26 protein-coding genes are annotated in these 23,474 nt (G+C 67.7%); 9 read left to right on the top strand and 17 right to left on the bottom strand.

Translation table 11 applies throughout. The features are described from left to right. Positions 1–53 precede the first annotated feature (53 nt). From BMX57_RS11840 to BMX57_RS11850, 3 genes are all read left to right on the top strand, one after another. Positions 54–962: a DMT family transporter gene (locus tag BMX57_RS11840; protein ID WP_092366959.1), complete on the top strand. Its 909-nt coding sequence runs from the start codon at positions 54–56 to the stop codon at positions 960–962. Between the two features lie 39 nt (positions 963–1,001). Then, positions 1,002–1,649 (top strand): sulfotransferase family 2 domain-containing protein, encoded by a 648-nt coding sequence (locus BMX57_RS11845; protein WP_092366963.1) that lies wholly within the window; start codon positions 1,002–1,004, stop codon positions 1,647–1,649. Between the two features lie 194 nt (positions 1,650–1,843). Then, complete coding sequence (locus BMX57_RS11850; RefSeq protein ID WP_092366965.1) at positions 1,844–2,554, top strand: Hint domain-containing protein; 711 nt, start codon at positions 1,844–1,846, stop codon at positions 2,552–2,554. Positions 2,555–2,705: 151 nt separating this feature from the next. On the opposite strand, the gene BMX57_RS11855 is transcribed toward BMX57_RS11850, so the two are convergent. The 9 genes from BMX57_RS11855 to BMX57_RS11895 form a co-directional block, all read right to left on the bottom strand. Next, entirely contained in the window at positions 2,706–4,904 is a 2,199-nt protein-coding gene (locus tag BMX57_RS11855) for a 3-hydroxyacyl-CoA dehydrogenase NAD-binding domain-containing protein (RefSeq protein WP_092366968.1), read from the bottom strand. After that, positions 4,901–5,386 carry a cupin domain-containing protein gene (locus BMX57_RS11860; RefSeq protein ID WP_092366970.1) on the bottom strand — a complete coding sequence of 162 codons (486 nt, stop codon included), beginning with the start codon at positions 5,384–5,386 and terminating at the stop codon, positions 4,901–4,903. Before BMX57_RS11860 ends, BMX57_RS11855 begins: the two co-directional genes overlap by 4 nt. Continuing rightward, a complete protein-coding gene (locus tag BMX57_RS11865; RefSeq protein ID WP_092366979.1) occupies positions 5,386–6,597 on the bottom strand; it encodes an acetyl-CoA C-acetyltransferase in 1,212 nt (403 codons plus the stop codon). The genes BMX57_RS11860 and BMX57_RS11865 overlap by 1 nt, the downstream gene beginning before the upstream one ends. Before the next feature lie 10 nt (positions 6,598–6,607). Next, on the bottom strand, positions 6,608–7,246 hold the full coding sequence (locus BMX57_RS11870) for a glutathione S-transferase family protein (protein ID WP_092366981.1): 639 nt from the start codon (positions 7,244–7,246) through the stop codon (positions 6,608–6,610). A gap of 259 nt (positions 7,247–7,505) precedes the next feature. Further along, positions 7,506–7,718 (bottom strand): hypothetical protein, encoded by a 213-nt coding sequence (locus tag BMX57_RS11875; protein ID WP_092366983.1) that lies wholly within the window; start codon positions 7,716–7,718, stop codon positions 7,506–7,508. A 54-nt stretch (positions 7,719–7,772) separates the two neighbouring features. After that, positions 7,773–9,554, bottom strand: coding sequence for an acyl-CoA dehydrogenase C-terminal domain-containing protein (locus tag BMX57_RS11880; RefSeq protein ID WP_092366985.1), 1,782 nt, complete (start codon positions 9,552–9,554; stop codon positions 7,773–7,775). Positions 9,555–9,607: 53 nt separating this feature from the next. Beyond that, positions 9,608–10,009: a MerR family transcriptional regulator gene (locus BMX57_RS11885; protein ID WP_092366987.1), complete on the bottom strand. Its 402-nt coding sequence runs from the start codon at positions 10,007–10,009 to the stop codon at positions 9,608–9,610. 190 nt (positions 10,010–10,199) lie between these two features. Then, positions 10,200–10,391, bottom strand: coding sequence for a hypothetical protein (locus tag BMX57_RS11890; protein WP_092366989.1), 192 nt, complete (start codon positions 10,389–10,391; stop codon positions 10,200–10,202). A 104-nt stretch (positions 10,392–10,495) separates the two neighbouring features. Then, positions 10,496–10,864, bottom strand: coding sequence for a MerR family transcriptional regulator (locus BMX57_RS11895; RefSeq protein WP_092366991.1), 369 nt, complete (start codon positions 10,862–10,864; stop codon positions 10,496–10,498). A 115-nt stretch (positions 10,865–10,979) separates the two neighbouring features. On the opposite strand from BMX57_RS11895, the gene BMX57_RS11900 reads away from it, so the two are divergent. Genes BMX57_RS11900 through BMX57_RS11910 form a run of 3 tightly spaced genes read left to right on the top strand, consistent with a single transcriptional unit; the run spans position 10,980 to position 13,239 of the window. After that, the gene (locus tag BMX57_RS11900; protein WP_092366993.1) at positions 10,980–11,399 is read left to right on the top strand and encodes a PaaI family thioesterase; all 420 of its coding nucleotides are present in this window, start codon (positions 10,980–10,982) and stop codon (positions 11,397–11,399) included. Further along, a complete protein-coding gene (locus BMX57_RS11905) occupies positions 11,399–11,923 on the top strand; it encodes a PaaI family thioesterase (protein WP_092366999.1) in 525 nt (174 codons plus the stop codon). The genes BMX57_RS11900 and BMX57_RS11905 overlap by 1 nt, the downstream gene beginning before the upstream one ends. After that, positions 11,920–13,239, top strand: a complete 1,320-nt coding sequence (locus tag BMX57_RS11910) for an MATE family efflux transporter (protein WP_092367001.1) — start codon at positions 11,920–11,922, stop codon at positions 13,237–13,239. Before BMX57_RS11905 ends, BMX57_RS11910 begins: the two co-directional genes overlap by 4 nt. 27 nt (positions 13,240–13,266) lie before the next feature. Here the strand turns inward: BMX57_RS11910 and BMX57_RS11915 are convergent, their stop codons facing one another. Both BMX57_RS11915 and BMX57_RS11920 read right to left on the bottom strand, forming a co-directional pair. Then, positions 13,267–14,325, bottom strand: coding sequence for a quinone-dependent dihydroorotate dehydrogenase (locus BMX57_RS11915; RefSeq protein WP_092367003.1), 1,059 nt, complete (start codon positions 14,323–14,325; stop codon positions 13,267–13,269). After that, the gene (locus BMX57_RS11920) at positions 14,322–14,660 is read right to left on the bottom strand and encodes a DUF952 domain-containing protein (protein WP_092367010.1); all 339 of its coding nucleotides are present in this window, start codon (positions 14,658–14,660) and stop codon (positions 14,322–14,324) included. Before BMX57_RS11920 ends, BMX57_RS11915 begins: the two co-directional genes overlap by 4 nt. Positions 14,661–14,784: 124 nt before the next feature. Between BMX57_RS11920 and BMX57_RS11925 the strand changes: the two genes are divergently transcribed. The 3 genes from BMX57_RS11925 to mnmH all read left to right on the top strand — a co-directional run bounded on the left by BMX57_RS11925 (position 14,785) and on the right by mnmH (position 18,262). Then, positions 14,785–16,362, top strand: a complete 1,578-nt coding sequence (locus tag BMX57_RS11925) for a bifunctional metallophosphatase/5'-nucleotidase (protein WP_092367013.1) — start codon at positions 14,785–14,787, stop codon at positions 16,360–16,362. Between the two features lie 54 nt (positions 16,363–16,416). Further along, entirely contained in the window at positions 16,417–17,082 is a 666-nt protein-coding gene (locus BMX57_RS11930; RefSeq protein ID WP_092367015.1) for an SOS response-associated peptidase, read from the top strand. A 127-nt stretch (positions 17,083–17,209) separates the two neighbouring features. Next, positions 17,210–18,262: a tRNA 2-selenouridine(34) synthase MnmH gene (gene mnmH, locus BMX57_RS11935; protein ID WP_092367018.1), complete on the top strand. Its 1,053-nt coding sequence runs from the start codon at positions 17,210–17,212 to the stop codon at positions 18,260–18,262. Here the strand turns inward: mnmH and selD are convergent. The 6 genes from selD to BMX57_RS11965 are packed head-to-tail and all read right to left on the bottom strand — an operon-like array spanning position 18,253 to position 23,474. Further along, positions 18,253–20,412, bottom strand: coding sequence for a selenide, water dikinase SelD (selD, locus tag BMX57_RS11940; protein WP_092367231.1), 2,160 nt, complete (start codon positions 20,410–20,412; stop codon positions 18,253–18,255). The two genes, mnmH and selD, sit on opposite strands and share 10 nt — an antisense overlap. 19 nt (positions 20,413–20,431) lie before the next feature. After that, on the bottom strand, positions 20,432–20,809 hold the full coding sequence (locus BMX57_RS11945) for a Na+/H+ antiporter subunit G (protein WP_092367021.1): 378 nt from the start codon (positions 20,807–20,809) through the stop codon (positions 20,432–20,434). Positions 20,810–20,819: 10 nt separating this feature from the next. Beyond that, on the bottom strand, positions 20,820–21,089 hold the full coding sequence (locus BMX57_RS11950) for a K+/H+ antiporter subunit F (RefSeq protein WP_092367024.1): 270 nt from the start codon (positions 21,087–21,089) through the stop codon (positions 20,820–20,822). Further along, positions 21,086–21,583 (bottom strand): Na+/H+ antiporter subunit E, encoded by a 498-nt coding sequence (locus BMX57_RS11955; protein ID WP_092367026.1) that lies wholly within the window; start codon positions 21,581–21,583, stop codon positions 21,086–21,088. The genes BMX57_RS11950 and BMX57_RS11955 overlap by 4 nt, the downstream gene beginning before the upstream one ends. Continuing rightward, a complete protein-coding gene (locus BMX57_RS11960; protein ID WP_092367234.1) occupies positions 21,580–23,130 on the bottom strand; it encodes a monovalent cation/H+ antiporter subunit D in 1,551 nt (516 codons plus the stop codon). The genes BMX57_RS11955 and BMX57_RS11960 overlap by 4 nt, the downstream gene beginning before the upstream one ends. Beyond that, positions 23,130–23,474, bottom strand: coding sequence for a Na+/H+ antiporter subunit C (locus BMX57_RS11965; RefSeq protein WP_092367028.1), 345 nt, complete (start codon positions 23,472–23,474; stop codon positions 23,130–23,132). The genes BMX57_RS11960 and BMX57_RS11965 overlap by 1 nt, the downstream gene beginning before the upstream one ends.

Here is a 23,474-nt window from a genome sequence, read left to right on the forward strand (position 1 = left end):
CCGTAGCAGTGTCGGCAGGGGGCGCGTGCCCGGTGCAGGGATCGAAAGACGTGATGCAGTCCGAACAACAAACCGCGCCTCTGGCGGCGGCGGCGCTGATGCTCTCGGCGATGGCGATCATCGGGGTGATCGACAACGCGGTCGTCCTGCTGGCCGAAGAGATCGGGCTGTGGCAGTTCCATTTCACCCGGTCGCTGGCGATGCTGCCGCTGCTCTGCGTGCTGCCGGTGCTGGGGCTCGGGTCGTTGCGCCCGCGCCGGCCGTGGCGGGTGGCCCTGCGCAGCCTGCTGATCGCGCTGGCGATGCTGTTCTATTTCAGCGCCCTGGCCCTGATGCCGATCGCGCAGGCGCTGGCGGGGCTGTTCACCTCGCCGCTCTTCATCCTGGTGATCACGGTGACGGGGCGGCGCACACGGATCGGGCCGTGGCGGGTTCTGGCGGTGGTGCTGGGCTTTGCCGGGATCCTGTTCGTGCTTCAGCCGGATCCCGAGAAGCTGGACCTGATGGTGTTCCTGCCGGTGGCGGGCGGGTTCTTCTATGCGCTGGCGGCGATTGCCACGCGCACGATCTGCGCCGGCGAAAGCACCGTGGCCCTGCTGGCCGGGATGATGCTGGCGCTGGGCATCATGGGGCTCTGCGGCCTGTTGTGGCTTGCGCTCTTTCCGGCCCATCCCGCGCCCGGCCCGGCGGGGTTCGTCGGTCGCGGCTGGGTCTGGCCGATGGGCGCTGCGGGTCCTTGGGTGCTGGTGCAGGCGGTGGGCTCGCTGGCGGCGGTGTTCATGCTGATCAAGGCCTATCAGCTGGGCGAGCCTTCGCAGGTGTCGGTGTTCGAATACTCGGTGATGGTGTTCGGCCCGCTCTTCGCCTGGGTGGCGCTGGGCCAGGTGCTGGGGCCGTGGCAGGTGGCCGGGATCGGCCTGATCGCGGTGGCCGGCGGCATCATCGCCCTGCGCTCGCGCTAGGGGCTTCAGATCGGGGCCGAAGGCCGCTAGCCTGCCGATATGATCGTGTCGCGCGGCCGCCGCTATGTCTTTGTGCACATTCCCAAGACCGGCGGAACGTCGCTGGCCCTGGCGCTGGAATCCCGCGCCATGAAGGACGACATCCTGATCGGAGACACCCCGAAGGCCGAGCGCCGCCGTTCGCGGCAAAGGGATCTGCCGGCGCGCGGGCGGTTGTGGAAACACGCGATGCTGGCGGATATCGACGGGCTGGTTTCGGCCGAGGAGTTGTCGCGGATGCTGGCCTTCACGCTGGTGCGCAATCCCTGGGATCGGGCGGTCAGCTACTATCACTGGCTGCGCGTGCAGACCTTCGACCATCCCGCTGTGGCGCTGGCCCGCGATCTCTCATTCGAGGCGTTCGTGACCCATGAGGAGACATGCGCCGCGTTCCGTGCCGCGCCGGCGGCGGCCTACATGCGGCGGGCGGACGGGGTCGAGCAGGGCGACCTCTATATCCGGATCGAGCATTTTGAGGCCGATGCCGCGCCGCTCTGGTCGCATCTGGGGTTTGCCCTGGACCTGCCGCATGAGAACCGGTCGCAGCGTGCCGCCGATTACCGGCGCTACTACACCGATCACAGCGCGGAATGCGTGGCGCGGGCCTGCGCCGAGGATATCGCCCGGTTCGGCTATCGTTTCGACTGAATCTTCTCGATTGTTTCTGTGGGTGGTGCAATTCGGTGATTTTCGTCGGATTGCCTACCTTGCCCAAACAATGCCACAGTCTTGCCTTTCCGCCGGCATGAATAGGGCGCTCGAATCGTGCCCCCTGTCCCATATGGATCCGGTCGTTCCTTGCGCCCGGATCGCGCGTCGCTGCCAAACGCGGGAATGACTTGATGTTCGGATGGAACGAAACGGCCTGGACCGAGCCGCCCGAGGCGGCCGGGGATCCGCCGCCCTGCGAGGATCTGCTGATCACGGGGCAGGGCGGGTTTTTCAACGGTATGCGCGTCGCCACACAGGGTGGGTGGCGCGCGGTGGGCGAGCTGTCGGCGGGCGACCGGCTGCTGACCTTCGATCACGGGATGCAGACCGTCGTCGACATCCAGCGTGACACGCTGCACCTGCCGTCCCCGCCGCTCGACCCGGCGGACAGCCCGGTGCTGGTTCCGCCCGGCGCCCTGTTCAACCCGCAGCGGCTTTGGCTGATGCCCGAGCAGGGGCTGCTGGTGGAATCCGATACCGCCGAGGATGCGCTGGGCGACCCGTTCGTGGTCCTGCCCGCACGGCTTCTGGCGGGGTTGCAGGGGATCGCGCCAGCGCGGCCGGCCGACGTGGTGCAGATCACGACGATCGCATTCCGCCAGGACGAGGTGATCTATTGCGATGGCGGGCTGATGGCGTTTTGCCCGCATCCCGAACCGATCGGCGCGCAGAGACTGCGCCGGGGGGCGGGACTTTACAGATTGGTCGCGGGCCGTGCCGCCGAGCGGATCGCCGCGCGGCTCCGGGACCACGGCGCGGTCAGTTCCGTCGCCAGCGACCCAAGGGCGTTGCCGGGGATCCAGGAGGCTCCGGCACGTCCCGGCAGGCCGGAACGGGTCTGACCGGGCCCCGCGCCCCCGGCGCGGGGGTTTGGAGCGGAGATCCCTCGGTCTCCAAACAGGACCGGCGCACCCTCGGGTGCGCCGGTTTCCGTTTTCGCGAGCATTTCGCCTTCTGGCAGAGGCCCCGGGTCAAGCCCGGGGCGGGTTTGCGTCAGGCGGCTTCCGCCTCGGGCGCGAACCGGCCATAGAAGCTCTGGCCCTTGTCGGCCATCTCGCGCAGCAGGGCCGGGCAGGCGAACCGGTCGCCATATTGCGCCGCCAGCTGGTCGCAGCGTTCCGCCGCATAGGGCGTCCCGATGATGTCGAGCCAGCTGAGCGGGCCGCCCGACCACGGCGCAAAGCCCCAGCCCAGAACCGCGCCAACATCGCCTTCGCGGATGTCCATCAGCACGCCTTCCTCCAGCGCGCGCACCGCTTCCAGCACCTGTGCGAACATCAGCCGTTCCTGCACCTCGATCAGGTCGGGCTGCTCCTCGGCCAGCGGGTATTTGTCGGCCAGGCCCTTCCAGTATTCGACGCGCTTGCCCTTGTCGTCATACTCGAAGAACCCGGCTTTGGCCTTGCGGCCCAGACGCCCCAGATCCTCCATCCAGAAGATCAACTCGTCGGCGGGGTTTTCGGGATAGGCATCGCCCATCGCCTCCTTGGTCGCCCGCGCGATCTTGGCGCCCAGGTCGATCGAGGTCTCGTCGGTCAGCTGGATCGGCCCCACGGGGAAGCCCAGCTGCCGCGCGGCATTGTCGATCAGCACCGGCGAGACGCCCTCGGTGATCATCCGCGCACCCTCGTTCACGTAGGGAATGATGCAGCGATTGGCATAGAAGAACCGCGCATCGTTGACCACGATCGGCGTTTTGCGGATCTGGCGCACGTAATCCAGCGCCTTGGCCACCGCCCGGTCGCCGGTCTCTTTCCCCTTGATGATCTCGACCAGCAGCATCTTTTCCACCGGCGAGAAGAAGTGGATTCCGATGAACTGCTCGGGCCGTGCGCTGGCCTTTGCGAGGCCGGTGATCGGCAGGGTCGAGGTGTTCGAGGCAAAGATGCAGTCCTCGGGGATCACCGCCTCGACCTTCCGGGTCATCTCGGCCTTCACTTTGGGGTCCTCGAACACCGCCTCGATGATCAGGTCGCAGCCTTTCAACGCGTCCAGGTCCGGGGTCGCGGTGATCCGGCCCAGCATCGCCTCTTTCTTGGCGGCGTCGACCTTGCCGCGCTTGATGCCCTTGTCGAGATAGGTCTCGGTATAGGCCTTGCCCTTGTCGGCCGCCGCCTGGTCGCGGTCGATCAGCACGACCTCCATCCCGGCCTGTGCGCTGACCAGCGCGATGCCCGCGCCCATCATGCCGGCACCCAGAACGCCGATCTTCTTCACCGACTGGTCGGGAATGCCCTGGGGCCGCACCGCGCCCTTCTCCAGCGCCTGCTTGTTGATGAACAGGCTGCGGATCATTGCGCTGGAGGACGGGTTCATCAGCACATGGGTGAACCAGCGCGCCTCGACCTTGAGCGCGGTGTCGAAATCGACCAATGCGCCCTCGTAGATCGCGCTGAGCAGCGCCTTGGCTGCCGGAAACGCTCCTTGCGTCTTGCCGTTGACCATGGCGCTGGCCCCCACGAAGGTCATGAAGCCTGCCGGGTGATAGGGCGCGCCGCCGGGCATCTTCCAGCCCTTGGCGTCCCAGGGCTTGACCAGATCGGCGTCCTTGGCGGTCAGCACCCACTCTTTCGCCGCCGCCAGCGGATCGTCCGACACGGCATCTACCAGGCTCGCGCCCTTGGCCTTGGCCGGGTCCATCATCTTGCCTTCCAGCAGGACCGGAGACGCCGCCATAGCCCCCACCATGCGGCTGTAGCGCGTTGTGCCGCCGCCGCCGGGGAAGATGCCCAGCATGATCTCGGGCAGGCCGATCTTGGCCTTGGGATTGTCGGTCATCACCCGGTGGTGGCAAGCCAGCGCGATCTCGGTGCCGATGCCCGCACAGGTGCCGTTGATGGCACAGGCCACGGGCTTGCCGCCCTTCTTCGACTTGGGATCCATGCCCGCCAGCTCCAGCTTCCGCAGGATGCGATGGCCGTTCATGGTGAAATCGAACAGCGCCTTGGCCGGCTCGTCCCCGGCCTCCTCGCGGATCGTAGCCAGCACGTTCAGATCCATGCCGCCGGCGAAATCCTTCTTGGCGCTGGTAATCACGATGCCCTTGACCGCGTCGTCGGCCAGGGCCCGGTCGAGATGCTCCTCGACCAGTCCGAACGCCTCGCGGGTGAGCACGTTCATGCTGCGCCCTTCGGCGTCCCAGGTGATGACGGCAATGCCGTCCGCGTCCACGTCATATTTGAAATCGGTCATTGGTCGTCTCCGATCTGCGCCGCCGTCAGCGGGCTTCCGTCCTTGCGGGTGAAGCGGGAGCCGCCGGCATCCGTCTTCACCATCATGTCCAAATCGCTGTAGTAAGCGGTCTCTTGCGGGGTGTGCGTGCCGACCACCAGAAAGGCGGCCGGCGCGTCGGATTTGTTGATAAGGTGATGGCCGTTGGGGTCGCCGGCCGGGAAGGCAGCGCAGTCGCCGGGCTGCATGGCATGCTCACCGCTGTCGTCCACCAGCGTGCAGGTGCCCTCCGTCACCATGACGAACTCGTCCTGCTCCATGTGATAGTGGCGCAGCGACGACATCGCCCCGGGCTCCAGCCGGACCAGGTTGGCGCCGAACTGGGTGAGGCCCCCGGCAGGCCCGAGCCGCTGGCTGCTGCGGCCCTGCATCGTCGCGGCCAGCTTGCCGGGATAGCCCGACCCGCCGCGCCGGTCGATCCGTGTCAGGTCCAGCTTGGGCATCAGACGCGCTCGATGATGGTGGCCGCACCCATGCCGCTGGCGATGCACAGCGTGGCAAGACCGGTTTCCTTGTCCTGACGCTCGAGCTCGTCCAGCAGCGTGCCGATGATGATCGCGCCGGTCGCGCCCAGCGGGTGGCCCATGGCGATGGACCCGCCGTTCACGTTGACCTTGCTGTCCTCCACGTCGAAGGCCTGCATGAAGCGCAGCACGACGCTGGCAAAGGCCTCGTTGACCTCGAACAGGTCCAGATCGCCGATTGTCATGCCGGTCTCGCGCAGGATCTTCTCGGTCACCGGCACCGGGCCGGTCAGCATGATGGTGGGATCGGTGCCGATCTTGGCGGTGGCCTTGATCCGCGCGCGCGGCTTCAGCCCCCATTTCTCGCCGAACTCCTTGTTGCCGATCAGCACGGCTGCGGCACCGTCGACGATGCCGCTGGAATTGCCGGCATGGTGGATGTGGTTGATTTTTTCCAGATGCGGGTATTTCAGCATCGCCACCTTGTCGAAGCCCGGCATGTGCTCGCCCATCTGCTGGAACGAGGCATTGAGCGAGCCCAGCGCCTGCATGTCGGTGCCGGGGCGCATGTATTCGTCATGGTCCAGGATCGGAATGCCGTTCTGATCCCGGACCGTGATCACCGATTTCGCGAACCGGTTCTCCTTCCAGGCCTCGGCCGCGCGGCGCTGGCTTTCCACGGCCAGCGCATCGGCGTCGTCGCGGCTGAACCCGTATTCGGTGGCGATGATGTCGGCGCTGATGCCCTGCGGCACGAAATAGGTCTCCATCGCGATCGACGGATCCACCGCGATGGCCGCCCCGTCGCTGCCCATGGCAACGCGGCCCATCATCTCGACCCCGCCGGCGATATAGGCCTCGCCCGCGCCGCCGCGCACCTGGTTGGCGGCCAGGTTCACCGCCTCCATACCGCTGGCGCAGAAACGGTTGATGGCCAGACCCGGGATCGACTGGTCCAGGTCCGAGGCCAGCACGGCCGACCGCGCCAGGCAGCCGCCCTGTTCCATCACCTGGGTGACATTGCCCCAGATCACGTCCTCGACCGCGTGGCCGTTCAGGTTGTTGCGCTCCTTGACCGCGTTCAGAGTCAGCGCGCTCAGACGCAGGCTGGTCACCTCGTGCAGGGCGCCGTCCTTGCGGCCCTTGCCGCGGGGGGTGCGCAGCGCGTCGTAGATATAGGCGTCTGTCATGGTTGTCTCCTCAAGCTCGATCCGACGGTTTGCCGGGCATCAGGTCATAGGGGTTTTTCCAGCCGGGCTGCTCGGAAAGCCGGGTCAGCCAGGCGTCGATATGGGGCCAGTCCGCGCGGTCGAAGCCGAACGGTTCGGGATAGTAGAGATAGCCGCAGCAGCTGAGATCGGCATTGGTCACGCCGTCGCCCACGATCCAGTCGCGCCCCTCCAGGTGCGCGTTCAGCGTGGCATAGGCGGCCTTGAGCCGGCCCTGGTTGAAGGCGATCACCTCGGCCGGGCGCTTGTCCTCGGGCAGGAAGTTCATCAGGAACCGCGTCATCCCGGCCATCGAGCTGAGCTTGTGGTTGTCCCACAGCACCCAGCGCAGGATCTCGTAGGTCTCGTCGCGGTCGCGGCCGCCGAACCTGCCCGATTTTTCGGTCACATAGGCCTGGATCGCGCCTGACTGGCTGGTGCGGAAATCGCCATCGACCAGCACCGGGGCCTCGCCCATGTTGTTGACATCCGAGCGGTACTGCGGCGAGCGGGTTGCGCCGCCGAAGAAATCGACATGCACCGGCTCCCAGTCCAGCCCCGACAGCTCCAACGCCAGGGCCGCCTTGTAGGAATTGCCGCTTTCTCCGAAGCAGTAGAGTTTGATCGTCATCGCGTTCCTCCTCGCGTTGCGTGCGCGGCCGGTGCCGGATTTTGAGTATTTGGAAAAAGATGAAGATCGGGGTCGGTCACAACCTCTCCTTAACCTCTTCGGTGTTTCCTGAATGGGCGGTACAGGCTGGAGAGCCGATGACCGCAAAAGGTGAAGTCGTCCCTGTCCTGATGGCAGCAGCCCCGTGGCAGGGACGCGCCCCCATTTCATCTTTTCCCAAATACTCCCGACGGAGGCGGTAGCAGCGGTCCGGCCGGGCTCAGCGTTTGCGGTCCTCCAGTTCGGCGTTGAACAGGCGCAGCCTGTGGGACAGGTTCTCGCCGTCGATCACGCTGTTGAAGTTCTCGAACAGGAAGGACAGCGCCTCGCCCTCGTCCAGCCCGGCCTCCTTCGAGAACGCCTTGAGCCGGCGATAGCCGTCCTCGGTCATGGCGACGGGAAAGCGGCGGGTCAGGCGGAAACGTTTCGGCATGGCGGTCCTCCGGTGGTCTGGCTCCGGGCGTTGCTGCCCGGAGCCAATCTGGGATCAGAAGCTCTCGGCGTCCAGTGCCATGACCGGATCGGCGCCCGACCGGATCCGGGCCAGGTGCAGTGCCGTGGCCGGCAGACGGCGGGCCATGTAGTAGCGCCCGGTGGCGATCTTGGCCTCGTAGAAGTCGCGATCCGAGGCGCCTGCGTCCAGAGCGGCCTGCGCAGCCTGCGCCATGCGCGCCCACATCAGGCCCAGGCAGACATGGCCGAACATGTGCATGAAGTCATAGGAGCCCGACAGCGCCGCGTTGGGGTTCTTTATGCCCTCCTGCATGAAGAACATGCCGGCGGCCTGCAGATCCTTGCTTGCGGTCTTGAGCGGCTCGATGAAGGTCTTGTCGAAGCTCTCGTCCTGCCCGGCATTGTCCTTGCAGAACGCCTTGACCATCTCGAAGAAGGCCATCACGTGCTTGCCGCCGTCCTGGGCCAGCTTGCGGCCCACCAGGTCCAGCGCCTGCACGCCGTTGGCGCCCTCGTAGATCATCGCGATACGGGCGTCGCGGGTGTATTGCGACATGCCCCATTCCTCGATGTAGCCGTGCCCGCCATAGACCTGCTGCGCCAGCACGGTCATGTCATAGCCCTCGTCGGTCAGGAAGCCCTTGATCACCGGCGTCATCAGCGAGATCAGCCCGTCGGCATCGGCGTCGTCCGCGCGGTGCGCCTGGTCGATCAGGGTGGCGCCCCACAGGAGGAACGCGCGCGCGCCCTCGGCAAAGCTCTTCTGGTCCATCAGGCTGCGGCGGATGTCGGGGTGCACGATCAGCGGGTCGGCCGGGCCGTCGGGGTTCTTGGCGCCGGTCACGTCGCGGCCCTGAAGCCGGTCCTTGGCGTAGTCCAGGGCGTTCTGATACGCCGCCTCGGCCTGGGCCAGCCCCTGCATGCCGACGCCCAGCCGGGCCTCGTTCATCATGGTGAACATCGCGCGCATGCCCTTGTGTTCCTGGCCCAGCAGCCAGCCGGTTGCGCCGTCATAGTTCATCACGCAGGTCGAGTTGCCGTGGATGCCCATCTTCTCTTCGATCTTGCCGCAGCTCACGCCGTTGCGCGCGCCCAGAGAGCCGTCCTCGTTGACCAGGAACTTGGGCACGATGAACAGCGACACGCCCTTGATGCCCTCGGGCCCGCCGGGGATTTTGGCCAGCACCAGGTGGATGATGTTGTCGGCCATGTCATGCTCGCCGGACGAGATGAAGATCTTCTGCCCGGTGATCCGGTAGCTGCCGTCGTCCTGCGGCTCGGCCTTGCTGCGCATCAGCCCCAGATCGGTGCCGCAATGCGGCTCGGTCAGGTTCATGGTGCCGGTCCATTCGCAGCTGACCATCTTGGGCAGGTACGTGTCCTTCTGCGCGTCGGTGCCATGCGCCAGGATCGCCGAGGCGGCGCCGTGGGTCAGGCCCTGATACATGGTGAAGGCCTGGTTGGCGGCCGAGAACATCTCGCCCACGGCCGTGCCGATCACATGCGGCATGTTCTGCCCGCCATATTCCTCGGGCATGTCCAGGCCCGGCCAGCCGCCCTCCTTGACCTGCTCGAACGCCTCGCGGAAGCCCTTGGGCGTACGAACGACGCCGTTCTCCAGCACGCAGCCCTCGGTGTCGCCGACCACGTTCAGCGGATGCAGGACATTCGCCGCCAGCTTGCCGGCCTCTTCCAGGACGGCGGCGGTAAAGTCGCGGTCCAGCTCGGAATATCCCGGTATCTCCGAGGTGGAGACATTCAGAACATCATGCAGGACGAACTGGGTGTCCTTGGTCGGGGCGGAATAGACGGGCATGGCGTGCTCCCTGCTGCGTGCTTGTGGTCGGTTTGGGTGGGGGAGGCGGCAGGCTATTCTGCCGCGTACTTGTCTTGTTCCATCGAGTCGAGAATCTTCTCGCCCCAGCGCAGCTGTTCCCTCAGATCCTCGATCGCCTTGGTCAGCTCGTCGCGCTGGGCTTCCATGTCGGCCAGCCTCTCGCGGGCGATCTCGTAGGTCTTGAGCAGCTGCGTGTGCTGCTGGTCGCCGATATGGTAGAGGTCCAGCAGCTGCCGGATCTGTTCCAGGCTGAAGCCAAAGCGCTTGCCGCGCAGGATCAGTTTCAGCCGCGCCCGGTCGCGCTTGGTGAACAGGCGTTTCTGGCCTTCCCGGTTCGGGAACAGCAATTCCTTCGCTTCGTAGAAGCGCAGGGTCCGCGGGGTCACGTCATAGGCGTCACACATCTCGCGGATGGTCATTAGCTCTTCGGTCATGTCTCGTACTCTCGTCGGTGTAACGGCCCCAATGTGGGCACGGTACGCGGTCATTACAGCAGGTGGTTGACGTTTACGTAAGTGAAACGCCACGTCAGTTTCCCCGTTGACGTGGGATCACGAGGAAAATCAGCCATTTGATGCCGAAACAACCCTGTCCAACAGTGCGCCTTGCGCAAGAATCTGCCGGTCAGCTGCCCGCGCCGCCGGGATTCGGCCGTTGCGAGGCCTTGTACTTGGCCTGGCGCCGCGCCTCCTGCTGGGCGTCCCAGTCGGCCTGCGAAATGCCCGGCGGGGCGGTGCCATAGCCGTTCGGTCCACGGTCGCAGGCCGCCGCAAGAAGCAGCGTTCCGGCCAGGAGGATGATGCTGTAACGGGTCATTTCGGCCTCCGGCAACTGCGTCCCCGCATCGGTGCGGCGGGGCCTTCGGTGGAAGAGATGGGCCGGTCGGCCCGCCTGGCAAGTGCGCCCGACTCGCGCACGGATCAGGTCAGGTTGCCGGCGGTCTGGTCGCGCAGCTGCTGCAGCTCGTCCATCGCCTCGTCGAGCTGCTGCCGCTGCTTGCGCAGCTCCTCCATCTGCCGGTCCGCCATCTCGACAAAGGCGGTCATCTGTGCCTGGTTGCCCTCGTTCTCGTAGATCAGAAGCCATTGCCGGATCTCCTCGAGCGAGAACCCCCAGCGCCGCCCGCGCAGGATCAGCTTCATCCGGGCGCGTTCCCGCGCGCCGTAGAAACGCGACCGTCCCTCGCGGTCAGGCTGCAGCAACTCGATATACTCGTAGTATCGCAAGGTGCGCGGCGTGACGTCGAATTCGGCGCACATTTCCTTGAATGACAATTGGCTGTCAGACATTGGCAGTCTCCTCGGGCGCAAGGTATGGCCTTGTCCGGGCAAGCGCAACTGCCGGGCTTGCCCTTGCCGCGCGAGAGGGATCATAAAGGGCGCGCACACGGACGGGACATCTGCAATGGTCGACAAGACAGTGATCGCGAAGCAATTCATCGAGGCGATCCCCCATGCCCGGGCGCTGGGGCTGGAGTTGACGCATATAGGCGATGGCGAGGCCGAGATCGGCTTGCCCTACAACCCCGACCTGGTGGGGGATCCGCGCACCGGCGTGATCCATGGCGGTGCCGTATCGGCGATGCTGGACACCTGTTGCGGCGCCGCCGTCATGAGCCACCCGTCGGCCCCGGGCGGCACCGCGACGATCGACCTGCGCATCGACTACATGCGGGCCGCGCAACCCGGCCAGACCATCACCACGCGGGCGGTGTGCTATCACATCACCCGCAACGTGGCCTTCGTGCGCGCCACCGCCTGCGACGACGACGCCGACCGCCCGGTGGCCACCGCCTCGGGCGCCTTCACAGTGGAGCGGACCTGATGCCGCGCCCGCGTCCCGAACCGATGCAGGTGGTCAAGCAGCGCCGCGACGCCGCGCTGAACGCCCTGGTGGGCGAGATCCCCTATGTACAGTTCATGGGGTTCACCTTCGACCGGCGGGGCGACGAGCTGACCGGGGTACTGAATTTCGACGACAAGCTGATCGGGAACCCTTTTCTGCCGGCCATCCACGGCGGCGTGACGGCGGCGTTCCTGGAGGTGACGGCGATTGTCACGCTCAGCTGGGCGCAGCTTTACCCGCGCATCGAAAGCGGTGAGCTCGATGCCGAGGCGATGACGCGCGATGGCTTTGCGGGGCTGCCCAAGACCATCGACTTCACCGTCGACTACCTGCGCTCGGGCCTGCCGCGCGACGCCTATGCGCGGGCCACCGTGAACCGCTCGGGCCGGCGCTATGCCTCGGTGCATGTCGCCGCCTGGCAGGACAACCGCGACAAGCTCTTTGCGCAGGGCACCGGCCATTTCCTGATGCCGCAGCCGCGCAAGGACGGGCCGCAGGCGTGACGTCGCCCGGCGGCGAGATCACCCACCGCCGGGTCCTGAACATCGCGCTTCCCATCGTGCTGTCGAACGCCACCGTGCCGATCCTGGGCGCGGTGGATACCGGTGTCGTGGGGCAGCTGGGCGAGGCCGCGCCGATCGGGGCCGTGGGCATCGGCGCGGTGATCCTGGCCACGGTCTACTGGGTGTTCTCCTTCCTGCGCATGGGCACGACCGGTTTGGCCGCGCAGGCGCGCGGCGCGGGCGACACGCGCGAGACCGGCGCGCTGCTGATGCGCGGGCTGATCCTGGCCGGCGTGGCCGGCGGCCTGCTGATCGCCGCCCAGGTGGTGCTGTTCTGGGGCGCCTTCGCGCTGGCACCGGCCAGCGAAGAGGTCGAGACCCTGGCCCTTGCCTATCTGGAAATCCGGATCTGGGGCGCGCCGGCCACCATCGCGCTTTTCGCCGTGACCGGCTGGCTGATCGCCATCGAGCGCACACGCGGCGTCTTTGTCCTGCAACTGTGGATGAACGGGCTCAACATCCTGCTGGACCTGTGGTTCGTGCTGGGCCTGGGCTGGGGCGTCGAGGGGGTGGCCATCGCCACGCTCTGCGCCGAGTGGTCGGGCCTGGCGCTGGGTCTCTGGCTGTGCCGCAGTGCCTTTGGCGGCGACCAGTGGCGCGACTGGGCGCGGGTGTTCGACCCGGTGCGGATCCGGCGGATGGTGCAGGTCAATGCCGACATCATGATCCGGTCGGTGCTGCTGACGCTGTCCTTCACAACCTTCCTGTTCATCGGCGCGGATCTGGGCGACGTGACGCTGGCCGCCAACCAGGTGCTCGTGCAGTTCCTGGAGATTACCGCCTTCGCCCTCGACGGGTTCGCCTTTTCCGCCGAGGCGCTGGTCGGCGGTGCTGTGGGGGCCGGGCGCCGATCCTATCTGCGCCGGGCGGCCATTGTCGCCTCTCAATGGGGGTTGGGCGGCGCCCTGGTGCTGGGCGCGCTGTTCTACGCCGCCGGTCCTTGGCTGATCGATCTGATGGCCAAGGCGCCCGAGGTGCAGGCCGCCGCGCGCCTCTACCTGCCCTGGCTGGCCATCGCGCCGCTGCTGGGTGTCGCCAGCTGGATGCTGGACGGCATCTTCATCGGCGCGACCTGGACCCGCGACATGCGGCAGGCGATGATCCTGTCGGTCGCGGTCTATGTCGCCGCGCTGGCGGTGCTGGTGCCGTTCTACGGCAATCACGGGCTCTGGGCCGCGCTCATGGTGCTCAACGTCACGCGCGGCCTGACGCTGTGGCTGCGCTACCCGCGGTTGGAGGCCGGGGTGGGACCCTGACGGCCAGCGCCGGGTCCTCGGTGCCGCTTACAGCCAGTCCGCCCGCCGGCTGCCGACCGCCTCGGCCACATTGGTGAATCCGTCGCGTTCGAGAAGCGCGTCGAGACCGCGCACGATCTGGGACACCAGCGACAGCCCGCCATAGACCAGCGCGGTATAAAGCTGCACCGCAGAGGCGCCGGCGCAGATCTTGGCATAGGCCTGCTCGGCCGAGCCGACGCCGCCGACCCCGATCAGAGGAATGTCGCCGTCGGTCAGCTGACTCAACCGGGCCAGCACCCGCGTGGACGGCGCGAACAGCGGCGCGCCGGACAATCCGCCCGCCTCGGTGTGATGCGCGCTCTGCAGGCCTTCGCGCGACAGGGTGGTGTTGGTCGCGATCACCGCATCGACGCCGCTGTCGCGGGCAACCTCGGCGATGTCGTGCAACTCGGCCTCGGACAGATCCGGCGCGATCTTGAGGAATACCGGGATCGGCCGTTCCAGCGCGTCGCGGGTGCCGATCACCCCCGCCAGCAGCGCCGACAGCGCGGCCTTGCCCTGAAGGTCCCGCAGCTTCTCGGTGTTGGGCGAGGACACGTTCACGGTGGCGAAATCCAGGTGGCCGGCGCAATGCTCCAGCACCCGGGCAAAGTCGCCCGGGCGGTCGGTGCTGTCCTTGTTGGCGCCCAGGTTCAGCCCGATCACCGCATCGCGCGGCCGCTGCGCCAGGTTCCGCGCCATCGCCTCCATGCCGGCGTTGTTGAACCCGAACCGGTTGATCGCGGCGCGGTCCTGCGACAGGCGGAACAGGCGCGGCCTGGGATTGCCGGGCTGGGGCCGCGGCGTCACCGCGCCCAGCTCGACAAAGCCGAAGCCCGCGCGCGCAAGCGGCCCGATCGCCTCGCCGTTCTTGTCGAAGCCCGCGGCCAGGCCCAGCGGGTTGGGCAGCTCCAGCCCGGCCACACGGAGACGCAGGCGCGGCGAAGTGAGCGGCCCCGGCTTGGGCGTCAGGCCCAACCGCAGCGCCTTGATCGCCAGCCCATGCGCCGCCTCGGGATCGATGCGGTGCATCGCGGCCAGGCCCAGCCGCTCGGTCAGGCTCATGTCGTCTCCGCCGGAAAAACATGCACGCCGTCGCGCAGCGGCAGTGGCCGGTGCCAGATCACGTCACCGATCCGCAGCACGCGGTAGAGATGCGGAAACTCGGCCCCCCCGCGCGAGACCTCCCAGCGCAGGGCGTCGCCCATCGCGTCGGCGTCGCAGGCCAGCAGAACCAGCCCGTCCTCGCCGGCGAAATGCTTGGCGGCGGTCTCGGGCGCCTGCGCGGCGGTCGAGAAATGCACGAACCCGTCGGCCAGGTCGACCGGCGCGCCGGCGCTTTGCCCCGCGGCCTGCAACTCGGCCCATTCCTGGGCGCGGAAAATCTTGTAGATCAGCATGGCGCGGTGATGCCCCGCGTGGGGCGTGGAATCAAGCCGCGATTGACCCCGCGTCCGGCCTCATAGGCTTTGACTCTGCGCCGGACCCGTCGCACCATCCGGAAAAACCAACAGGGAGTTGACCATGCCGACCCGTTTCCTCATGTCCGCCGCCATCCTGGGCCTCACAGTAGGGGCTGCCGCGGCCGAATACAAGCTGACCATCCTGCACACCAACGATTTCCATTCCCGGTTCGAGCCGATCAGCAAATACGACAGCGGCTGCGGCGCCGAGGACAACGCCGAAGGCAAGTGCTTTGGCGGCACGGCGCGCCTGGTCACCGCGATTGCCGACGCCCGCGAGCGGGCTGGCAACTCGATCCTGGTGGATGGCGGCGACCAGTTCCAGGGCACGCTGTTCTACACCTATTACAAGGGCAAGGCGGCGGCCGAGTTCATGAACAAGCTGGGCTATGACGCGATGACCGTGGGCAATCACGAGTTCGACGACGGCCCCGAGGTGCTGCGCGGGTTCATGGATGCGGTGGGTTTCCCGGTGCTGATGTCGAATGCCGATTACAGCGCCGAGGAGCTGCTGGCCGACAAGTTGCTGAAATCGACGGTGATCGAGGTCGGCGGCGAGAAGATCGGCCTGATCGGCCTGACCCCCGAGGACACCGACGAGCTGGCCTCGCCGGGGCCGAACATCGACTTTACCGCCCCCGCGCCGGCCGTGCAGGCCGAGGTGGACCGCCTGACCGGCGAGGGCGTCAACAAGATCGTCGTGCTCAGCCATTCCGGCTACATGGTCGACAAGCATGTCGCGCGGAACACCACCGGGGTCGACGTGATCGTCGGCGGCCATTCCAACACCTTGCTGTCCAACCGCTCGGACGACGCGGCCGGCCCCTATCCGACAGTTGAGAACGGGGTGCAGATCGTGCAGGCCTATGCCTATGGCAAGTTCCTGGGCGAGCTGAACGTGACCTTCGACGACGAAGGCAACGTGACCGAGGCGGTGGGCGAGCCGCTGATCATGGATGCCTCGGTGACCGAAGACAGCGCCACCGTCGACCGGATCAAGGAACTGGCCCAGCCACTGGACGAGATCCGCAACAAGGTGGTGGCCGAAGCGGCGGCGCCGATCCAGGGCGAGCGCGATGTGTGCCGGGTGCAGGAATGCGAGATGGGCAACCTGGTGGCCGACGCCATGCTCGAGCGTGTCGCGGACCAGGGCGTGACCGTCGCCATCGCCAACTCGGGCGGGCTGCGCGCCTCGATCGACGCCGGAGAGGTGACGATGGGCGAGGTGCTGACGGTGCTGCCGTTCCAGAACACGCTCTCGACCTTCGAGATCAGCGGCCAGGGCCTGATCGACGCGCTGGAAAACGGCGTGAGCCAGGTCGAGGAGGTCAAGGGCCGGTTCCCGCAGGTGGCGGGCCTGACCTTCACCTGGGATCCCTCGGTCGCACCGGGCGAGGGGCGGATCACCGAGGTCATGGTGGCCAGCGAGGACGGGTTCGTGCCGATCGACCCGGCGGCGACCTATTCTGTGGTGACGAACAACTATGTCCGCAACGGCGGGGATGGTTACGCCATGTTCTCGGGCGACGACAAGAACGCCTATGACTACGGGCCCGACCTGGCCGATGTGACGGCGGAATACCTGGCCGAGAACGCGCCCTATCAGCCGTATACGGACGGCCGGATCCAGCGCAAGTGATCCGGGCGGCATGAAAGGCCGGGCCGCGCCATCGGGCGCGGTCCGGAAACGGACATGTGCGGACGGTTCGCGGTCACCCTGCCCAATGACGCGATGGCGCAGCTGTTCGCGGCGCAGCCGGCGAACGCGCTGCCGGACGTGCCCAGCTACAACGTCTGCCCCACCAACGCGGTGCATGTGGTGCGCTGCAGTCAGACCGGGCGGCGGCTGGTGCCGATGCGCTGGGGCTTCCTGCCGCATTGGTACAAGTCCGAGAGTGACGGGCCGCTGCTGATCAACGCCCGCGCCGAGACCGTGGCCGGGAAACCGGCCTTCCGCGCCGCCTGCCGCGACCGGCGCTGCCTGGTGGTCGCCACCGGGTTCTACGAATGGACCAAGGATGCCTCCGGCGCGCGGCTGCCGTGGTATTTCCACCGCCGCGACGGCGAATCCATCGCCTTCGGCGCGATCTGGCAGGATTGGGGCCCGGAGGATGCCCGCCGGTCCACCTGCGCCATCGTGACCACGGCGGCAAACGACCGCGTGGCCAAGATCCATCACCGGATGCCGCTGATCCTGGAGCCCGGGGACTGGGCGCTCTGGCTGGGTGAACAGGGGCATGGCGCAGCGCGGCTGATGCAACCCGGCGACGAAGGGGTCCTGAGCTTTCACCGGGTGGACCGGGCGGTGAATTCCAACCGGGCCAGCGGGCCGGACCTGATCGAACCGGTCGACGCGTGACGCGCGGGGGCTGGGGCTCCGCCCCGTCCGCCTCCCCGAGGTTTTTCGGGCCAGATGAAGCGGATCCTGCGCCCGCGTCGAAAGGTGGCCGCTTTCACGACGCCGCACGATGGACTAGACCGGGCGCATGGCCCTGACACCGCATACGCTCGCCGAGTTCCACGCGCATGGATTCGACACCGTGATCGACGTGCGCAGCCCGTCGGAATTCGCTGAGGACCACGTGCCCGGGGCGATCAACCTGCCGGTGCTGGACGACGAAGAGCGCGCACGGGTCGGCACGATCTATGTGCAGGAAAGCCCGTTCCTGGCGCGCAAGCTGGGGGCGGCACTGATCTTTCGCAATGCGGCGCATCACCTGGAGACGCGGCTGAGCGATCACGACGGCGGCTGGCGTCCGCTGGTCTATTGCTGGCGCGGGGGGCAGCGGTCGGGCGCCTTTGCCTGGATGCTGCAACAGATCGGCTGGCGCGCCGAGGTGGTGCAGGGCGGTTATCGCAGCTATCGCCGGCTGGTGAAGCGGGCGCTCTACGACGATCCGCTGCCGCATCGCCTGGTGGCGCTGGACGGCAACACCGGCACTGCCAAGACCGAGATCCTGGGCCTGCTGCGCGCGCGCGGGGTGCAGGTTGTCGACCTGGAGGGGCTGGCCAACCACCGCGGCTCGCTGCTGGGCGAGCGTCCGGGCGGGCAGCCGGCGCAGCGATCCTTCGAATCCGCCCTGGCGCAGGCGCTGTGCGGGCTGGATCCCGAGCGGCCGGTGGTGGTCGAGGCGGAATCCAGCAAGATCGGCGCGCTTCTGCTGCCACCCAGCCTGTGGGCGGCGATGAAGACGGCGCCGCGGATCGAGGTCGGCGCGCCGCTGCGGGCGCGGGGCGCCTACCTGGCGCGTGCCTATGACGACATCCTGTCGGATGCCGACCGCCTGCGCCAGCGGCTGGAGCCGCTCCGGGCGCATCGCGGGCATGCCGTGGTGGATGGGTGGAACGCGCTCATCGACGCCGATGACCGGATCGGGCTGACCTGCGCGCTGATGGCCGAGCATTACGACCCGGCCTATGCCAAGTCGCGCCGCGCGCATGACGTCGAGGTGCTGGAGCGGATCGGTTTGAACCGCCTGGATCCGGACGATCTGGCCCGTGGTGCCGACCGGATCGCGGCGCTTCTGGCTCAGCTCTGAAGCCGCAGGCCGGGCCGCGCGGTCATCCGGCCGATCCGGGCGGCATCGTAGCCTTCGGCGCGCAGGTCGCGCAGCAGCTGCGGCGCTGCCTCGGCCGCGACCGCGGCCAGCAGACCGCCGGCGGTCTGCGGATCGAAGAGCAGGTCGGCCTTGCCACCCTGCGGCAGCTCCGGCGCTAGCCTGCGATTCTCGGCGAAGATGGTCGAGCGCAGGCCGGCCTCGGCCAACTCCATGGCCCCCGCCATGACAGGCACCGCGTCGAGATCCAGCTCGGCCCCGCAGGAGGAGGCCGCGCAGATACCGTCGAGATGCCCCGCCAGCCCGAAGCCGGTCACATCCGTCATCGCATGCGCCCCGCGCAAGAGCCGCGCGGCCGGTCCCTGTGACCGGGCCATAAGCGCATAGGCCGCGGCCACGTCCGCGCCGCGCGCGCGCCCGGCCATCTCTGCCGCCATCAGGACGCCGCTGCCCAGCGGCTTGGTCAGGATCAGCGCGTCGCCGGGACGCGCGCCGGCCAGGGTGATCGGCGCGCGGTCGCACAACCCGGTGAGGGTGAAGCCGATGGTCATCTCGTCGCCCATCGAGCTGTGGCCGCCCACGATCGCGGCCCCGGCTTCCTTCAGGACCTCTGCCGCCGCCTGCATGATCTCGGCCAGGCTGCGCGCCTGCAGCTCCGCCGAGAGGCGCGGCAGGATCAGCGTGGCGGTGGCCGCCTGCGGATCCGCCCCCATCGCCCAGATGTCGCCCAGGGCGTGATGCGCGGCGATCCGGGTCATCGTCACCGGGTCCGCGCAGAGCGCGCGCAGGTGGTCGGTGGTGATCACCTGCCGCTGGTCGCCGGTCAGCAGCAGCGCGGCATCGTCGCCGGGCAGGGGCGTGACATCCGCGCGCCCCGACGCGGGCAGCCCATCCAGCGCCTCGCGCAACGCGCCGCGCCCCAGCTTGGCCCCGCAGCCGCCGCAGAGCGGCTTGTCGCCCAGCGCCTCGGCCAGGCCGGCGGCATGGCGGCGGGGCAGGGGCGGCGGCGCCATTTCGGGCAGGTCGCGGAACCGGTCCATGAACTTGCGGTCGATCCGGTCTTTCCAGCGCCACACCAGAGGCCCGCTGAAACTGCGCCCGAACCGCTCGCCAAGGGCGGATTTGCCGCCCAGCGAGATCAGCTTGAGATAATCCCGCTGCGGCCTGTAGGTCCGCATCCGGCCCGCGCCCAGCGCGGCGCGCAGGTTGTGAAACAGAACCGGTGCCTCCCGCACCGCGTAGACCCCGGCCTTGGGGCGGGGGTCGTGGGTCAGATGCGCGCAGTCGCCGGCGGCGAAGATCGCCGGATCGGAACTGCGCAGCGTGGCGTCGACCGCGATGAACCCGTCCACCTGCCGCAGGCCGCTTCGCGCGATCCAGTCATAGGGCCTAGCCCCGGCGGCGCCGGTGACGAAATCGGCGGCGATCTCGCGACCGTCATCCAGAATGACGCCGCTGTCGGTGATGCGGGCGACCCCGACCTGCTCGATCACCTCGACGCCCAGGGCGTCCAGCGCTCGCCGCGCGGTTTCGGCGGCGCGCGGGCCGAGCGTGCTCAGCGCCTGCGCCCGCTCGACCAGCGCGATCTGCGCCGGGCGGCCGCGTTCGCGCAGCGCATGGGCCATCGCCATGACGATCTCGGCCCCGGCCACGCCGCCGCCGATCACCGCGATCCGGGCCGGCCCGTCCCGGTCGCGGTAGGCGTCCCATTTGCGCGCAAACGCGCCCAGCGGCTTGGCGGGGACGGCATGTTCGGCAAAGCCGGGAAGATCGGGCATGGTCGAGGTGATGCCCACATTGACCGAGGCCACGTCGAACCCAACCGCTGGCCGGCCCGGCACCTGTACGGTGCGAGCCTCCGGGTCGATCCCCTCGGCCGCGCCCAGGATCACGCGGGCCCCGGCGAAGCGGGCCAATTGCACGAGGTCGATATCCAGCGCCGCGCGCGGGTAGTGTCCGGCCAGATACCCGGGCAGCATCCCGGAATAAGGCGCCGTCGGGCCGGGGTTGATCACCGTCACGCGCACGCCCGGCAGCGGATCCATCCCCCATTTCCGCAGGATCAGCGCATGGGTGTGCCCGCCCCCGATCAGGACCAGATCGCGGGTCAGCGGCAGGGGCGGCTGGTGCATGTGCATGTGCCGGCGGGGGTCAGGCCGCGTCGCCGTCCTCTTGCTCGGGGGTGTCATGGGTGGCCCAGATCACGTCGTCGCCGGCGCGGGGCAGCGATTGCGGTGTCTCGTGCCGGTGGATGTGCCACTTGGCGATGAAATGCGCGGTGATCGGCGCGGTCAGGAACAGGAACAGCGTGATCAGAAGCTCGTGCAGGGACAGATGCTTCTCGATCGCCACCGAATGCAGGATCGACGCCAGCAGCACGCCGCCCACACCCAGCGTCGTCGCCTTGGTGGGCGCGTGCATCCGCGACATCGGATCGCCCAGCTTCAGCAACCCGAACGAGCCGACGAAGCCGAAGATGCCCGACACGATCAGGAAGAAGGCGATGAGGGGTTCCGCGATGGCGGTCATGGGATCGTCCTCACTCGATGATGTTTCCGCGCAGCATGAAGCGCGCATAGGCCACGGTCGACACGAAGCCCAGCATGGCGATGATCATCGCCGCCTCGAAGAAGATCTCGGTGCCGATGGCCAGCCCGTAGAGGATGAGCAGGGCGATGGTGTTGATGACCAGCGTGTCCAGCGCCAGCACCCGCACCCCGACCCCGTCCGAGGTCAGGATCCGCCACAGGTTCATCAGCAGCGCGGCGCCGAAACAGGCGAAGGCGAAGTAGATGGCATAGGTGATCATTCGAAAATCTCCTTCAGGCGGCGCTCGTAGCGGTTCTTGATCTCGTCGCGCACCGCGTCGGGATCGGGCGCGTCGAGGCAATGCACCAGCAGGTTGTGGCCCTTGGCCGAGAGGTCCGCGGTCAGCGTGCCGGGGGTCATCGTGATGGTGCCGGCCAGCACGGTGATCGCCTCGGGCGAGCGCAGGTCGAGCGGCACGCAGATCCAGACCGGCTGCCGGTCGGCGTCGCGCTTGAACAGGATGATGCGGGCCACCGCGATATTGGCCATCACGATGTCCCACAGCACGACCAGCAGGTATTCCGCGATCATCGGCCAATTGCGCAGTTGCGGGCGATTGGGCCAATAGGGGCGGGTGATGGCCGGGATCACGATGCCCAGGAACAGGCCGAACAGCAGCGAGTTGAGCGACAGGCTGTTGGCCAGCAGCATCCAGACGGCCGTCAGCAGCAGGGTCAGCTGCGGATGCGGAAAGATATGGCTCAGCAGTTTCATTCCGATCCCTCCCCGAGCACGGCGCCGATATACTCGGCCGGCGTGAACAATTGCGCCGCCGTGGCCTCGGCAAAGCGCATGGCGGGTCCGGCCAGCACGGTCAGCGCGATCAGCGCGGCCAGCAGCAGGAAGACGCCGGAAAAGGCCAGCGCGGAATTGGGCTCGGGCGCGGGCTCGGCGACGGGCTCGTCGTCCTCGTCCGGTTCCTCCGGTTCCTCCAGATGGTCGCGGTCATGGCTTTGCCAGAACAGCACCGAGCCGGCCCGTGCGAACCCGACGATGGCGATCAGGGACGAGGCCAGGATCACGCTCCAGACCAGGGCATAATCGCCGCCATCCCGCGCGGCGTCCATCACCAGCAGCTTGCCGACAAAGCCCGACAGCGGCGGCATCCCGGCCATGGCGATCGCCCCGGCAAAGTAGAGCGATGCGATCAGCCCGGTCTGCGGCATCGGCGGCTGCGCGATGATCTGCCCGCCGCGCCGTTCCATCACCATGTCGGCGATCAGGAACACCGCCCCGGTCGCCAGCGTCGAATGCACGATATAGTAGACCGCCGCCGCCGAGGCCTGTTGGGTGAACAGCGAGATCGCGATGAGCAGCGTACCGGTCGAGGCAATGGCGGCAAAGGCCATCAGGCGGCCGATCCGGTGCGCGCCCAACACGCCGACCGATCCGGCGGCCAGCGTCAGCAGCGCGGCGGGCAGCAGCCAGTCGCCCACCAGTCCTGCGGTCAGCTCCAGGTCTGGGTCGAAGACCAGCGTGTACATCCGCAGGATCGCATAGGCGCCGACCTTGGTCATGATGGCGAACAACGCAGCCACCGGCAGCGGCGCGTTGGCATAGCTGTCGGGCAGCCAGAAATGCAGAGGCAGCACCGCCGCCTTGATCGCGAAGACCAGCAGCAGAAGCACCGCGCCGACCCGGATCAGCGCGCTGTCATCGGCCGGCAGCTCGGCCACCCGCTGCGCCAGGTCGGCCATGTTCAGTGTTCCCGTGACCGCGTAGATCGTGCCCAGCGCGAACAGGAACAGGGTCGAGCCCAGCAGGTTGTAGACCACGTATTGCACGCCCGCCTTCAGCCGCAGCTTGCCGCCGCCATGGGTCATCAGCCCGTAGGAGGCGATCAGAAGCACCTCGAAGAACACGAACAGGTTGAACGCGTCGCCCGTCAGGAAGGCGCCGGTCACGCCCATCAGCTGGAACTGGAACAGCGCATGGAAATGCCGCCCCCGCCTGTCCCAGCCCGATCCCACCGCATAGAGCAGCACCGGCAGCGCCAGCGCCCCGGTCAGCGCCACCATGAGCGCCGACAGCCGGTCGAGCACCAGAACGATGCCGAAGGGCGCGGGCCAGTTGCCCAGCTCGTAGGTCTTGATCGTGCCGTCGGACACCTGCACCAGCAGCACCAGCCCGATGACCAGCAACGCGGCGGTGCCGGCGATGGAAAAGATCCGCTGCAGATCCAGGTGAAAGCGGATCACCATGATGATGAAGGGCGCCAGGATGGCCGGAAGGACGACCGGCGCAACGATCCAGTGGTCGATCATGCGTCATCTCCCGGCGCCGGGCCCATGTCGATGCGGTCGCTGCGCGAGGACAGGTAGGCCGCCAGCGCCAGCATCACGATCACCGCGGTCATGCCGAAGGAGATCACGATCGCCGTCAGCACCAGTGCCTGCGGCAGCGGATCGGTATAGGCCACGTCGGCATATTTGTTCAGCACCGGCGGCGCGTTCACCGCCAGCCGGCCGCTGGCAAACAGGAACACGTTCACCGCATAGGTCAGCTGCGACAGGCCCAGGATGACCGGGAAGGTCCGCTTGCGCAGGATCAGGTAGATGCCCGAGGCCGTCAGCACGCCGACGGCGGTTGCAAGGAGAAGTTCCAT

Origin of the sequence: Cribrihabitans marinus (genome assembly GCF_900109035.1) — a bacterium.
GTDB lineage: Bacteria > Pseudomonadota > Alphaproteobacteria > Rhodobacterales > Rhodobacteraceae > Cribrihabitans > Cribrihabitans marinus.

What these genes read in the sequence shown, in the direction of transcription:
- BMX57_RS11895 (WP_092366991.1), bottom strand. Translation starts at nt 10,864, where the DNA reads ATGTCTGACAGCCAATTGTCATTCAAGGAAATGTGCGCCGAATTCGAC.
- mnmH (WP_092367018.1), top strand. Translation starts at nt 17,210, where the DNA reads ATGGCCCTGACACCGCATACGCTCGCCGAGTTCCACGCGCATGGATTC.
- BMX57_RS11860 (WP_092366970.1), bottom strand. Translation starts at nt 5,386, where the DNA reads ATGCCCAAGCTGGACCTGACACGGATCGACCGGCGCGGCGGGTCGGGC.
- BMX57_RS11930 (WP_092367015.1), top strand. Translation starts at nt 16,417, where the DNA reads ATGTGCGGACGGTTCGCGGTCACCCTGCCCAATGACGCGATGGCGCAG.
- BMX57_RS11955 (WP_092367026.1), bottom strand. Translation starts at nt 21,583, where the DNA reads ATGAAACTGCTGAGCCATATCTTTCCGCATCCGCAGCTGACCCTGCTG.
- BMX57_RS11920 (WP_092367010.1), bottom strand. Translation starts at nt 14,660, where the DNA reads ATGCTGATCTACAAGATTTTCCGCGCCCAGGAATGGGCCGAGTTGCAG.
- BMX57_RS11905 (WP_092366999.1), top strand. Translation starts at nt 11,399, where the DNA reads ATGCCGCGCCCGCGTCCCGAACCGATGCAGGTGGTCAAGCAGCGCCGC.
- BMX57_RS11865 (WP_092366979.1), bottom strand. Translation starts at nt 6,597, where the DNA reads ATGACAGACGCCTATATCTACGACGCGCTGCGCACCCCCCGCGGCAAG.
- BMX57_RS11870 (WP_092366981.1), bottom strand. Translation starts at nt 7,246, where the DNA reads ATGACGATCAAACTCTACTGCTTCGGAGAAAGCGGCAATTCCTACAAG.
- BMX57_RS11840 (WP_092366959.1), top strand. Translation starts at nt 54, where the DNA reads ATGCAGTCCGAACAACAAACCGCGCCTCTGGCGGCGGCGGCGCTGATG.
- BMX57_RS11890 (WP_092366989.1), bottom strand. Translation starts at nt 10,391, where the DNA reads ATGACCCGTTACAGCATCATCCTCCTGGCCGGAACGCTGCTTCTTGCG.
- BMX57_RS11900 (WP_092366993.1), top strand. Translation starts at nt 10,980, where the DNA reads ATGGTCGACAAGACAGTGATCGCGAAGCAATTCATCGAGGCGATCCCC.
- BMX57_RS11845 (WP_092366963.1), top strand. Translation starts at nt 1,002, where the DNA reads ATGATCGTGTCGCGCGGCCGCCGCTATGTCTTTGTGCACATTCCCAAG.
- BMX57_RS11950 (WP_092367024.1), bottom strand. Translation starts at nt 21,089, where the DNA reads ATGATCACCTATGCCATCTACTTCGCCTTCGCCTGTTTCGGCGCCGCG.
- selD (WP_092367231.1), bottom strand. Translation starts at nt 20,412, where the DNA reads ATGCACCAGCCGCCCCTGCCGCTGACCCGCGATCTGGTCCTGATCGGG.
- BMX57_RS11875 (WP_092366983.1), bottom strand. Translation starts at nt 7,718, where the DNA reads ATGCCGAAACGTTTCCGCCTGACCCGCCGCTTTCCCGTCGCCATGACC.
- BMX57_RS11965 (WP_092367028.1), bottom strand. Translation starts at nt 23,474, where the DNA reads ATGGAACTTCTCCTTGCAACCGCCGTCGGCGTGCTGACGGCCTCGGGC.
- BMX57_RS11850 (WP_092366965.1), top strand. Translation starts at nt 1,844, where the DNA reads ATGTTCGGATGGAACGAAACGGCCTGGACCGAGCCGCCCGAGGCGGCC.
- BMX57_RS11855 (WP_092366968.1), bottom strand. Translation starts at nt 4,904, where the DNA reads ATGACCGATTTCAAATATGACGTGGACGCGGACGGCATTGCCGTCATC.
- BMX57_RS11925 (WP_092367013.1), top strand. Translation starts at nt 14,785, where the DNA reads ATGCCGACCCGTTTCCTCATGTCCGCCGCCATCCTGGGCCTCACAGTA.
- BMX57_RS11880 (WP_092366985.1), bottom strand. Translation starts at nt 9,554, where the DNA reads ATGCCCGTCTATTCCGCCCCGACCAAGGACACCCAGTTCGTCCTGCAT.
- BMX57_RS11915 (WP_092367003.1), bottom strand. Translation starts at nt 14,325, where the DNA reads ATGAGCCTGACCGAGCGGCTGGGCCTGGCCGCGATGCACCGCATCGAT.
- BMX57_RS11885 (WP_092366987.1), bottom strand. Translation starts at nt 10,009, where the DNA reads ATGACCGAAGAGCTAATGACCATCCGCGAGATGTGTGACGCCTATGAC.
- BMX57_RS11945 (WP_092367021.1), bottom strand. Translation starts at nt 20,809, where the DNA reads ATGACCGCCATCGCGGAACCCCTCATCGCCTTCTTCCTGATCGTGTCG.